Origin of the sequence: Sorangium sp. So ce281 (genome assembly GCF_051527395.1) — a bacterium.
Lineage (GTDB): Bacteria > Myxococcota_A > Polyangia > Polyangiales > Polyangiaceae > Sorangium > Sorangium cellulosum_B.
Map to the genome: position 1 here is coordinate 9241268 of NZ_CP150322.1, position 12449 is coordinate 9253716.

General features: G+C 71.3%; 9 protein-coding genes. 4 read left to right on the forward strand and 5 right to left on the reverse strand.

The features are described 5' to 3' along the window. Positions 1-93 precede the first annotated feature (93 nt). Positions 94-1206, reverse strand: coding sequence for a hypothetical protein (locus tag WMF27_RS35055; RefSeq protein WP_437943282.1), 1113 nt, complete (start codon positions 1204-1206; stop codon positions 94-96). 1055 nt (positions 1207-2261) lie between these two features. On the opposite strand from WMF27_RS35055, the gene WMF27_RS35060 reads away from it, so the two are divergent. Beyond that, entirely contained in the window at positions 2262-2939 is a 678-nt protein-coding gene (locus WMF27_RS35060; RefSeq protein WP_437943283.1) for a 2-hydroxychromene-2-carboxylate isomerase, read from the forward strand. Positions 2940-2999: 60 nt separating this feature from the next. On the opposite strand, the gene WMF27_RS35065 is transcribed toward WMF27_RS35060, so the two are convergent. Both WMF27_RS35065 and WMF27_RS35070 read right to left on the reverse strand, forming a co-directional pair. Next, on the reverse strand, positions 3000-5105 hold the full coding sequence (locus WMF27_RS35065; RefSeq protein WP_437943284.1) for a PPC domain-containing protein: 2106 nt from the start codon (positions 5103-5105) through the stop codon (positions 3000-3002). Between the two features lie 283 nt (positions 5106-5388). Continuing rightward, positions 5389-6306, reverse strand: coding sequence for a prephenate dehydratase (locus tag WMF27_RS35070; RefSeq protein ID WP_437764515.1), 918 nt, complete (start codon positions 6304-6306; stop codon positions 5389-5391). Positions 6307-6949: 643 nt separating this feature from the next. Here WMF27_RS35070 and WMF27_RS35075 point away from each other — a divergent pair. After that, positions 6950-7495 (forward strand): RNA polymerase sigma factor, encoded by a 546-nt coding sequence (locus WMF27_RS35075; RefSeq protein ID WP_437943285.1) that lies wholly within the window; start codon positions 6950-6952, stop codon positions 7493-7495. Positions 7496-7507: 12 nt separating this feature from the next. Here the strand turns inward: WMF27_RS35075 and WMF27_RS35080 are convergent, their stop codons facing one another. Further along, complete coding sequence (locus WMF27_RS35080) at positions 7508-7954, reverse strand: helix-turn-helix domain-containing protein (RefSeq protein WP_437943286.1); 447 nt, start codon at positions 7952-7954, stop codon at positions 7508-7510. A 351-nt stretch (positions 7955-8305) separates the two neighbouring features. Here WMF27_RS35080 and WMF27_RS35085 point away from each other — a divergent pair, with 351 nt between their 5' ends. Further along, entirely contained in the window at positions 8306-8887 is a 582-nt protein-coding gene (locus WMF27_RS35085; protein WP_437943287.1) for a hypothetical protein, read from the forward strand. Between the two features lie 47 nt (positions 8888-8934). Here the strand turns inward: WMF27_RS35085 and priA are convergent, their stop codons facing one another. Then, positions 8935-11361 (reverse strand): replication restart helicase PriA, encoded by a 2427-nt coding sequence (gene priA, locus WMF27_RS35090; protein WP_437764512.1) that lies wholly within the window; start codon positions 11359-11361, stop codon positions 8935-8937. 475 nt (positions 11362-11836) lie between these two features. On the opposite strand from priA, the gene WMF27_RS35095 reads away from it, so the two are divergent. After that, on the forward strand, positions 11837-12436 hold the full coding sequence (locus WMF27_RS35095) for a DUF2231 domain-containing protein (protein WP_437764511.1): 600 nt from the start codon (positions 11837-11839) through the stop codon (positions 12434-12436). Positions 12437-12449 lie beyond the last annotated feature (13 nt).

The following is a 12449-nucleotide window of genomic DNA, read 5'->3' on the forward strand; positions in this document are numbered from 1 at the left end:
GAAAACGCCGCGACGGCACTTTCTCTCTCTCCTTGGCGGCCTCGGCGCCATGGCGGTTTTTCTGCCGATCCGGGGCGACTTCGCGCAGCAGTGCTAGCCGGGATTCACCGCGATCTGCATCTGGGCGATCACGATGTCCCCGTCCATCACGGCCTTGGCACGAAGGCCGCTGTTGCCCGCTTCGTCGGCCTTGATGGCGCCCTGGTAGTAATTCGCCAGGTTGCCGGTGGTGCGCGCCTTGTACGGATCGTACTTGGTATGAACGGAGTCGGTGAAGGCGGGATCGAAGTAGAACTGCGTCGTGAAGATGTGGTCTCCACCCTGGTACGTGGTGCGACCCTTCGACATCGACCCCTTCTTGAAGCAGACGAAGTGGATGTGAACGTCGCGGCCGTTGTACCAGCCGGGGAAGATGCTGCGGAACGAGACGACGCCGTTCGCGTCCGTGGTCTGCACGCCGCGACAGAAACGGTCCGTGTTGGTGAGATCGTTCTGACCCGGCCTGCCCGCGTAGGGCGCGTCGGGCTTCTGCTCGTTGGCAGCACCCCTGGTCCCGAAGCCGCTGTAGAACCCCTGCCCGTCCGTGTGCCAGATGTAGACGTCCACGTCGGGCAGGCCGACGCCCTTGCCATCGCAGTCGGGCGCGCTCAGGTCGACCACGCGCAGGTGGAGGTGCATCTCCACACCTTCTGGCGCGCTCTCATTGTAGCGACCACGAATGTCCTGTCGGACCAGGGAGATATCGTCGTTCTTCTCGAGCTCGTGAATGAAGAAGGGGCCCTGGCCGGCGCCGTCCGTCTTGTTGATCGCCCTGCACATCGGCACGTTGTCGAACGGCGGCGCCTGGAGGCCGTCGCCGCCGCCGCTGCCGCCGCTACCTCCCGCGCCTCCCGCGCCCGGCTCGGAGCCCCCCTCGCCTGAGCCGCCCGTGCCTGCCGTGGTGGAGGTGGCCGGTCCCGCGCCGCCCGAGCCCGCCGTGGTGGAGGCAGGGTCGGCCCCCCCGCCTCCCGTACCCGAGCCCGAGCTCGTGGTCCCGTTGCCCCCGGAGCTCGCAGAGCCTCCGCCGGCGCCGCTGGGGTCATCCGACTCGCCGCCATCTCCGCACGACACGGTGACGGCAATCACTCCCAGCCCCAGGAGCGCCTGCCGCCGGTCAACGACCTTGAACAACGGGCCCTGGGTCTCGGTATCTCGTTCCTTGCTCATAAAGCAGCTCTCCTCAGGTGGTCGATGACCTGTCCGTCCGGCGGACAAGGCGCCGAAAAGGCGGCGGCATCTTCCCAAGAACGGCGACAGTAAAGCATGGCGGCGCGGGGCGTGGAAGATGGGACCCGAGCTGATCCCACATTCCTGCCCTCATGTAGTTATCCTCTGCTGTTTCACGCGCATCGGCGCGTCAGGTATCGAGGGTGACAGGGGCCTGCACGCCACCCCGGATCCACGCGCGAAGAGCCTCGATCAACGCCAGGAATCCCATGGCTCAGGCCGGCATCGGTCGCTTGTTGCACGTCGCCTGGTGGAAGGCCCCGCAGGCAGCGGCTGTGGAGTAAGACGAGGCATCCTTCGATGCATGAGTGCGTTGTGGACACAGCGCACTTTTCCAGGAGGGATGCGAATCGCGCAAGGGACCTTCTGTCGCCTGAGACGCCAGGAAGACGGGCTCTACCGCAAGCGATGCCAGCGCCTGACGTGGTCGATGGGCTTGCCGCCTGGACAGCGCTGCGAGAACGCGGTTGCCATGGGAGTCTTCACGATCCGGGCGTACTGGATGACCGGCTCGCCTTCGACCAGGCGGAGCACGATGCGTTCCCGGGGCCTCGATCCGCAGAAGCTGCCCTCACGAGATCGCGCACCTCGACCGGGCCACAGGGGACGGCGCCTGGCTTTCGGGGACGCGGTGCGGAGGTGCTCACGGGCGGCGGCGATGGCGCGATCCTCGTTTGGAGTGCGTGAACCCTGGGCCACCGTGCGCCACGCGACACGACCCTTGCACTCGGAAAGGAGTCGTCGAACATGAAGCACGTTTCCATGCTGTTTAGTCTCCTGGGGATTTCAGCCTCCTTGTCCGAAGCAGCGAGCAAGCAATTCTTCTTTGCTCCTCTTTAGAATCTGTGGGTGCATGGCTGGCGCAAGGGCATGACGACCTGCGGATCAGCCGCAGGGTGCCAACGATCCATGGTACGATCCCGGACGTCGCGCCAGGGCTCCTCCGAGGGCCCGCAGCGCGGCGCACAGTCCGACGAGCACCTGAGGACCCCGCGATGACCGACCGTATCGACTTCTACTTCGATTACATCTCGGGCTACGCCTACTTCGCCTGGCTCAGCATCCAGGAGATCTGCGACCGCCGCGGCGCGGAGCTCGGCGTGCATCCGGTGCTCTTCGCCGGCCTGCTCGACCACTGGGGCCAGCTCGGGCCCGCCGAGATCCCGCCCAAGCGCGAGTGGGCCTACAAGGATGCCTTCCGCCACGCGCGGCTCCACGGCATCGAGCTCGCCTGTCCCAAGTACCACCCCTTCAACCCGCTGCTCGCCCTGCGGCTGTCGCTGCGCGAGGTCGCCGGCGCGGAGCAGCGCCGGCTCGTCTCGGCCATCTTCAGGGCCGGCTGGGGGCAAGGCATCGACCTCGGATCGCAGGACGAGCTCGCGGCCGCGCTCGATCGCGAGGGGCTCGACAGCCGCGCGCTCATCGAGCGGGCGTCGGCGCCGGCCGCCAAGGAGGCGCTCCGGGAGAGCACCGCGCGCGCGGTCGGCCTGGGCGTGTTCGGCGTGCCGACGATCTTCGTGGGCGACGAGCTCTTCTGGGGGAGCGACCGCATGGAGTACGTCGAGCTCGCCCTCGACGGCCGCGACCCGCTCGACCACGCCCGCGTGCGCGAGGCGCTCGAACGCCCCCGCGGGGCCGACCGGCGAAAGGCGCGCTCCGAAGGCGATGCCTGAGCGCCGCCGGCCGCCGTCCCTTCGCGGCCGGCGGGGGCTCCGGCCCGTCGAAGCGCGGGATCAGTCGTTCACCGCACGACCGCGATGGGGCAGCGGGGGCCACACCATCCGCTGCTCGGCCGCGAGCGCGGGCGAACGATGGATGGCGGGCGGCGCCGCGAACGACGCCTCCGACGTGCCGCCGCCGGCCGCGGCCTTCTTGGGCCACCAGTCCATGCTGAGGTGGATGTGGTGGTGGTGATACGGCCACCCCTCGCCGTACGCCATCCGGTCCGAGAAGCTCGCGAGCTCGCCGTCGGTGATCTTCCGCCGATCCCGGGCCGGAAGGGCGTTCAGCTTGGCCGCGGTCCTCGACAGGAACGGCGCGATGACCTTGTCCACGCCGATGACGCGCGTGCGGGGCGAGCGGAACAGCCTGGCCATGAAGAACGCCTCCCGCTCGAGGTCGACGATGTGCTTCCGCTTCGCCGCCGAAGAGCAGTACCCGTCCTCGTGCTTCGACCCGTCTCCGCAGATGATCTCCCCATCGTTCGATCCGTCCGTCTGGAAATAGGCAATGTCGATGTTGCCACCCTGATCGTGCGTCGACTCGGGGTGACGCGGGCTGTCGACGTCGTAGCCGGGCGTGACGCCGTTGATCTGGCAGACGTCGATCAGCGAGAGCGGCGTCGTGCCCGGGAACGCATGCAGCGTCTCCGCGAGGGCGTCCCGGACGAGCATGATGAGCTCGCGCCGAGCAAAGCGGTAATTGCTGAACGTCTCCCAGGTGTAACCGCCGCCGACCACCGAGTCGTCGGGGTCGGGGAACGGGAACGGCAAGAGCCCGCCGCCGCGCTCGCCGAAGCCGGCGCACTCGTCGAACGAGAAGCCGGCGTCCACGCAGCTCGGGCCGTCGACATACGGAGTCGACGTCACGTCCAGGCCATAGACGTTCTGCGCGCCGTCGTGGCCGACGACCCGGACGAAGTACTCGGCACCACCCCGCTCGGAGTAGAACCCGTAGAACTCGGTGTCCGTCTCCTGATCGCGGTACGCGTACGGGTACTGCGCGCCGTCGCGCGCGCCGAGCAGGCGGCCCACGCCGTCATAGACCACCAGATCGATGTCCCCGGCGGCCTGACGGAACCGGATGCCCACGCGGACGATGGTCCGCTCCGGCACCACGATCTTGAACCAGTCCTCGTCCCCCTCGCAGAGGGTGAGGTCCCTCGTGACGCCCGTGGGCGCGGTCACGGCTTCTGCCAGGTCGTCGTTGGGCTCGAGGGCGTCGCCCTCGGCGCCGCAGGCGGAGGGGCCCTTGCGGCACTCGCCGCCATCGCAGGAGCTGCCCTCCGGACACCAGCCGGACGGGACGTCGGGTGAGCACGCGACATCGTCCGATACGCAGAGCTCCCCGAGGCAGGTCGTGCCCTCCGGGCACGTCGACGCGCCGTCGCAGCCGGCGAAGCAGGCCGACCTGCCCTCGCCGTCGATGGTGTGACACACGTAGCCAGGCCGGCAGTCGAGATCGCTGCCGCAGGTGCTCATGCACACCGGCGAGCCGCCCTCCGCCGCGGGGAAGCAGCCGGCGCCTGGGCCGCACTCGTCATCGCTCTCGCAGTCGAAGGCGAGGCAGTACCCCTCCACCCAGCCGTTCGGCGCCGAGGGATCCTCGTCACGATAGCAGGTCGCGCCGCGCAGCGAGCACGCCTCGTCGGCGTCGCAGGCCGCGCCGATCTCCCCGGCGCCGACCGTATCCTCCGCGCACGCCGCGCCGCAGGCCGTGTTGCACCCGTCGCCGCGCCGGGGAGAGCACAGGCCATGACGGCTCTGCACGCCATCGCAGGTCCCTGGATCATAGAGGGGATAACACACCCCCGAGTCGTTCAGGATGTCCGTGTTGAAGCAGCGAGAGCCGGGCGCGCAGCCCTGCTCGCTGTTCGGCGCCGTACACAGCCCCTCCGCGCGCTGCATGCAGATGCCGAGCATGCAGACGGCCGCCTCGCCGTCGCAGTCCGCATCGCAGCTGCAGCTCGCGCCGGCGGGGAGGCGCTTCTGGCTCGCCCCGCCGCTCTGCATCTCGCTGTCGAACGTCAACTCCGATTCCCATGGGTCCACATCACACGCTTCCAGAGAACCCATGAGCGCCGGCACCATCACGAAGAGCCATCGCCAATGTAGATCCATGCCACCCTACCTAGTGAGGAGTGCGAGACAGCACCTGTCGAGCGTTCTAGTCACAGGCGAGGGGCAACTGGTTATTGAAAAGAGCGCATGAGTCACGCGGGATACCCCGCGCGAAGATATTCCCAGCTTCGCAGCGGCGTTGTTCTCCCCGCGCGTGGGGGCGCCCACGCGACGAGCGGCTGGCGCGCGTCCGCCGCGGCGGCCCCGCGGTCATCCGACGCACCGGGCGCGCCGCGCCGCGCCCGCGCGGATCGGTGATCGTCCTCGGGTCGGCCCGGGGCGCCTACTCGTACTTCTGGCTGACGCGGAACGAGCCGAGCGAGCGCACGCCGGTCGCGTGCTGCTCGAGCAACGCGAGGGCTTCCTTGAACGCAGGCTCCTCCGTGCTGCCCTCGCACTCGACGAGGAAGAGGTACTCTTCAGGGCTGTCCGGCAGCGCGCGAGAGACGATGCGCGTGAGGTTGATGTGGTGTCTCCCGAGCGCGGAGAGCGCCGCCACCAGGGCGCCCGGGCGGTGGTCCAGCCCGAACAGGAGCAGCGTCCGCCCCCCCGAGGCCGGCGGCTCCGCGGCCTTCCCGACGATGAAGAAGCGCGTGATGTTCTCGCCCTTCGCGCCGAGCTTCGGCACGAGGATCTCCAGCTTGTAGATGGCCGCCGCGCCCTTGTTGCCGATCGCGCAGGCCTCGCCGTCCTGCGCGGCGCGCTCGACCGCCTCGGCGGTGCTCTCGGCCTCGAGGATCTGCGCGTCAGGGTAGGTCTCGCGCAACCAGTCGCCGCAGTGCTTGAGCGGGACGAAGTGCGAATAGATGCGCTTCGGCGCCACGCCCGCCCTGCCGAGGAGCGACAGCGTGACGTGCAGCGAGAGCTCCTCGCACACGACGAGCGCGGCGCCCGTGCCCTCGCGGCGGATCAGCTGATCGACGGTGTCGTAGATCGGTCCGCCCACCGCGTTCTCGATCGGCACGACCCCGTAGGCCGCCGCGCCGCCGGCCACGGCGTCGAACACCTCCGAGATGGTGCGCCGGGGCGTGAGGTCCGCGCTCGCACCGAAGCGCCGGGACGCGACCTCGTGGCTGAACGTCCCGGGCCGCCCGAAGTAGGCGACCCGCTGGCGCGCCGCCGGCACCTCTGCCGCGTCGCTGGCCGCGGGCGCCGCGTCGTCGCCGCGCGCCGTCCCTGGCTTGCCCGCGTCAGCCGACATGAGCGATGGGCGCCTCGCCAGCGCCCGCGCGGACGGTCGCGACACGCCCCCCGCAGGGCGCGCCGCTCCGCCGTGGGGCCGGCATCCTTCGATGGAAGCTGTGCATCGAGCGCCGCCTGTCTACCGGCGCGATGCGGCGGCGTCCAGCGAGGAAAGCGGCGGCGTCTCGCCTGTCTCGCCTGCCTACCTACTACCCGCCTACCCGCGCGAGGAGGCGCCCTCCGCCGCGGTGCACCAGGCCGCCGCCGAGCCCGCCCGCGCGGCGAGCGCGCCGCAGCAGCCGGGCGGGAGCACCATCGTGACCGACGATGCCGGAAGGCCCCCTGGCGCGGTTCGGGTGAGGAACGATCGTTACATCCCGAGAACCATCGTCCAGCGGCGCTTTCCCGAGCGATTCGGCCTGCATGCGCGCAGTCGCGCAGGCGGAGGGGGACGCAGGAGATGACCACACGCGCACACCTTCGACCACTTTTTCGATCAAATTTCGCCTGTGATCGCCCCGACCAGTTTTGCAAGTTCCGTTTCTTGTGATAACGATCGTTACGCGATGTCGGGAACGGGGCGAGGAGGCCACGGTTCAGGGCCACCGAACGACAGAGAAGGGGCCTACTGGCGGATCTTCAACAAGAAAACGATCGTGCTCGTGCGGCGATGGCTTCGCCTCCTGGGGGTCCCGCGCCGGGATCGCTGGGACATCGCCCAGAACGTGATGCTCGCGGCGCATGAGAGCTTCGGGAACTACGATCCGGAGCTCGGGCCGTCCGACCGCTGGCTGAACAAGATCGCCGTCCACGCCGCGTCCCACTACGGGCTGCGCGAGCGGCGCCGGAAGGAGGAGCCGTTGCCCGACGACTTCGACGCAGAGCTCGACGAGCCCTCGGCCGAGGAGCTGATCATCTCGCAGTGCGATCGCCTGTTCGCGCGCGCGGTCCTGCGCGAGCTCGACGCCGAGCTCGGCGCGATCCTCATGGCCCACGACATCGACGGCGTCCCCATGGCGGACTTCGCGAGCCGGGCCGGGATCCCCCTCTCGACGGCGTACAAGCGGCGGAGCCGAGCGCTCGCCGCGTTTCAGCAGATGGCCACGCGGCGCCTCGCGTCGATGCCCGGCGCAGAGGCGCGGGGCGGCGGCCGGCCGGAGTCCTGCGCTGGGCCACCTCGCGTCGCGGGCTGGTCCGCCCGGACGTGACGGCTCAGGGGCTCATCGCCCGCGCCGGCTCGATGACGAGGGGGCGGAGCCGCGCGACCCGCGCTCCTCGGGCCGAGGCCGCGAGCGGAGCCGCGCGCGCTCCGGATCCTCGTTGATGAGCGCGAGGATGGCCTGCTTCTTGGGCGAGTCGTCGGGCTCGATCAACAGGAAGAGGAGCGCCTCCTGGAGCGCCTCGGGCGCGCGATCGAAGCGATCGGCGACGACCGCGGAGACCGGGCTCCTCCCGTCGCCGGGCAGGAGGAGCCGAGCATCGCAGTCGAGCCCCTGTGCGATGAGCGCCAGCGCGCCGAGCCCGAGATCGCGCTCTCCGCGCTCGACCTGCCGCAGGTAGGTCGCCGAGAGGCGCGCTTTCTCGGCGAACTCGGCGTAAGTGAGCCCGTGCAGCTGCCGGAGCACGCGAATGGCTCGACCGACCTCCTTGGGAAGCGCATCGCTCATGGCCGGCGCAGCCTATCAACTCCCGCCGCGGCCGGAAAAGGACGATCGCACGTTTCTCCCTGCATTCGCGCGGGGGCGCACGTCGATGTCCGTTACTTACTATAACTGATTCAGCTCCTCCAAGAGCGCCCGGGAGTGCGAGTTCTCGCGCTTCTCGATCGCTATGCCGGTGAGGAGGGGCGCCCTGGCGCCGCTCGGATCGACGCGGGGTCAACGTCGGTTGCGTCGGTTGCGTCGGTTGCGTCGGTTGCAGCCGCTGGGCGCTTCTGTCATTCCTGGCGCGTTCGCTGGCAGGATGTGCGCTGTGGCGAGCGCGTGTCTCGACCCCTCCGGGGGACGGCAAGGGGTTCGATGATCCGTCTGGAGCTTTCAGGAGAGCACACCCGGCTGCACTCGACGCTGTGCGCCCAGTGCCCGCAGGGCCCCGCGGGGTGCTGCGTCAGCCCGCCCGAGCTCGACTGGACGGACATCGGGCGCATCGTCTCCCTCGACGGCCGTGGCTGGCTGCTCGAGCAGATCGCCGCAGGCAACCTGCTCCCCGTGAGCCGCGGACTCGAGCTCCGGCGCGTGCGGAAGCGGGAAGAGCGCACGGCCCCGCGGCAATCGAAGTGCGTCTATCACGGCGCGCGCGGCTGCTCCGTCCCCGCCGAGCGGCGGGCCGCGACATGCAATTACTTCCTCTGCGAGGACGCCTTCGCCGAGCGCGCGGACGGCCAGGCGGATCCTGCGTCCGCCGAGGGCCGCCGGGCACACGCGCTCCTCCGGGACGTCTACGGCCGCTGGGACCGCGAGCTCGCCGCAGCGGTCGCGTCCCGCCCGGAAGGGCCGACGTGGGACGCGGCGTTCCTCGACTGGCTGGGCGCGGAGTTCGAGCGGCTCTCGCGCGCGTCGCGCGACGAGCTCGGCGAGCTCGCCGCGCGCGGATCTGGATAGAGAGCGCCGCCGGCGCAGCGAGCGCGCCCGTCTCCCAGGATCGCCCGTCACAGCATGGCGACCGGATCCACGTCGATGATCACCCGGGCGTTCCGGTCAAGGCCATCCCTCATCAGCCCGGCCACCGCCGCGAGCGCCCCCCGGAGCGGACCGCGATCGCGCGCCCGGAGGAGCACCCGGAACCGGTAGCGCCCGCGCAGCCGCGCGATCGGCGCCGCCGACGGGCCGAGCACCTCGACGCGCCGGGCGACCCCCTCGGGGCAGGTGCGGGCGTGGGCCGCGAGCTTCGCCGCGGCGCCGCGCCCCACGCTCTCGTCGACCGCGTCGATGCGGAGCAGCGCGAGGCGCGTGGCGGGCGGATAACCCACCTCCTCGCGGTCGCGGATCTCCCGCTCGAGAAAGCCGGGCACGTCGTGCGCCGCGGCGAACGCGATGGCCGGGTGCTCGGGGTTGCGCGTCTGGATGAGCACACGGCCGGGGCGGTCGCGCCGCCCCGCGCGCCCGGCCACCTGCACGAGCAGCTGGAAGCCGCGCTCGGCCGCGCGGAAGTCGGGCAGCCCGAGCGCGGCGTCGGCGTTCACCACGCCGACGAGCGTCACGTTGGGCAGGTCATGGCCCTTCGTGACCATCTGCGTGCCGACCAGGATGTCGATCTTGCCCTCGCGCATCCTCGCGAGGATCGCCTGCGAGCGATCCTTGCCGGCGACGTCGCGATCGAGGCGCGCCACGCGCGCCTCCGGGAACGAGCCGGCGATCGTGGCCTCGAGCCGCTCGGTGCCGAGCCCCTCGAGCAGCAGGTTCCGCGCGCCGCACGCGCCGCAGCGGTCCGGCAGCGGCCCCGCATAGTCGCAGTAGTGGCAGCGCAGCCGCCCCCCCTCCGGCCGCTCGTCGAGCGGCGCCGCGGGCGCGGGCGCGCCGCCCGGCGAAGGCGGGCGCGCGTCGCGGCGCCGCCCGCGGTGGTACGTCAGCGCGACCGAGCAGGCGTCGCACGTGGTCAGCGTCCCGCACGAGCCGCAGACGACGCTCGGGGCGAAGCCGCGGCGGTTCAGGAAGAGGATCGCCTGCTCCTTCGCCGCGAGCGTCTTCTCGAGCGCGCGGTGCAGCGGCAACGAGATCAGCGGATCGCCCGAGGGACCGGCGCCGAAGCGGCGGAGATCGACGAGCGAGACCTCGGGGAGGCTGGCCTCGCGGTGCGCGCGGTCCGGCAGGCGCAGCTCGGCGAGCTTGCCGCGGCGCACCAGCGCGACGGACTCGATGGAAGGGGTCGCGGAGCCGAGCACGCACACCGCCCCCGCGCGGTGGGCGCGGAGCAGCGCCATGTCGCGCGCGTGGTAACGCACGCCCTCCTCCTGCTTGAACGAGCCGTCGTGCTCCTCGTCGACGAGGATGAGGCCGAGGTCCGGCACCGGCGCGAACAGCGCGGAGCGCGCCCCGATGGCGACGCGCACCTTGCCGACGTGGAGGCTCGCCCACATCGCGTGGCGATCGGCGTCGCTCAGCCCGCTGTGCAGCACGGCGAGCTCGTCGCCGAAGCGGGCGCGGAAGCGCGCGACGAGCTGCGGGGTGAGGGCGATCTCCGGCACCATGACGAGCGCGCCGCGGCCCCGGTCGAGGCAGCTCTTGATGGCGCGCAGGTACACCTCGGTCTTGCCGGAGCCGGTCACGCCGAAGAGGAGGAACGCGCTCGGCCGCGGCTCCTGCGCGATGCGCGGGGGCTCCTGGTGGGTGCTCGCGGGGTGCTCCCCTCCCCCGGGCGGCGCGGGCAGCGCCGCGAGCGCCGCGTCGATGCGCGCCGCGGCCTCGGCCTGCGCCGCGTTGAGCTCGGGGGGCACGTCGCGCTCCTCGGCGCTGCGGAAGAACGGGTCGCGCGGCGGCTCGCGCTCGTCCAGGGCGACGAGGTTGCGCTCGGCGAGCTTCTTCAGGGCGCTGCGCGCGTTGCCGAAGCGCTCCTCGATCCGCGCGACCGGCTGCTCGCCGTTCGCCCGGAGCAGCGCGAGCACCGCCGCGGCCTGCCCGCGGAGCGTGCCGGGCGCCTCGACGACGTCGGTCGCGCTCGCGTACGCGACCTTGCGGCCGCCGACCTGCTTGGCGCGGCCGAGGTCGAGGACGCCGTCGAGCTCCCCCTGGGCCTTGAGCGCGCGCACCTGCTCGCGCTCGATCGCCGGCAGCGCGAGGCGGATCACCTCGCCGATCGGCGCGAAGTAGTAGGCGGCGAGCTCCTGCAGGAAGGCGAGCAGCTCCGCTGGCAGCGCCGGGCGCGCGTCGACGAGCGCCGTGAGCGGCTTGATCTTGGACGGATCGATGGCCGCGCTGCGCTCGCTGACGGCGAGCACCACGCCGAGCAGCTTGCGCCGATGGAACTCGCAGAGGACGCGCGCCCCCGGTCGGACCTCGCCGGCGAGCGCGGCGGGGACCTCGTAGGTGAAGGCCTGCGAGAGCGGGACGGGCACCGCGACGTCGGCGAGGAGGGGCATCGCTCCGGGAGGGCCGCGCGCTGCGCGGCACGGGCGAGATACCAGAGAACGCCGCCCAGGACGAGGAACGCAAGGGCGTGCGCGCGGGCGCCGCGCCCGGAAAGGAAAGACTCCAAAAAAAAAGCGCCGCCGGGGCCTCGGGGGGGGGAAGGCCGCGCCGGCAGCGCTGGCCGGACAGAGAGCACCGTCCGTGCCATCCGCGGGATTCGCGATTCGAACGTATTTCACTTCAGATGGGGCGCTCGCTGATTTCGAACCTGAAATTTCGGCAAAACATCATTGCAGAAGCGAAGTGAGCGGCCTGCTCGAGCGTCGCCGACGCGCGCGCCGCGGGAGGGGATGGGAACGCCCGACCCGCTGCCGCGGGGTCCGCGGATTGCTCGGGATCCGGTCAGGGGTTCACCGCTGGACGGTCGGCGGGGCGGGCGCCATGCGCTGGAAATCCGCGCAGCCACGCGCCTCGGAGGAGGGGAACATGATCGGAAGCGCAGTCTTGGGGGGAATCGAGGAGCAGGACTGGATCGACCGGATGGCCGACCCGCTCCAGCGCGGCATCCAATCCGTCCTGAGGCGAGCGCCCACGCTCGCCAGCGTGCTGCACGGCAAGTTCCTCGGGCACCCCTTGCACCCGGTGCTGGTGACCATCCCCATCGGCGCCTGGTCCTGCGCGCTGGTGCTCGATCTCGCCGGCATCGGCCGCAGGCGGCATCGTCTCCATCGCGGAGCGGACGCGACCGCGGCCATCGGCCTCGGCGGGGCGCTCGTCGCCGCCTTCGCCGGGCTCGCCGACTGGAGCACCACCCTCGGCCCCGCGAAGCGGGTCGGCTTCATCCACGGCGCCATGAACCTCGCGATCGCCGGCCTGTACGGCGCCTCGCTCGCCTCCAGGGCGAGCGGGCTGCGGCCGCTCGGGATCGCGCTGTCGACCGCGGGGTTCGGCCTCGCGGGGGCAAGCGGCTGGCTCGGCGGAGAGCTCATCTACCGCTACGGCGTCGGCATCGGCAACGACGCGTGCGCGCGGAGGCCGGAGATGCAGGTGCCCGTGCCCGAAGCGCCGATCGTCGACGCGGGTTGACGGCGACGGGCGC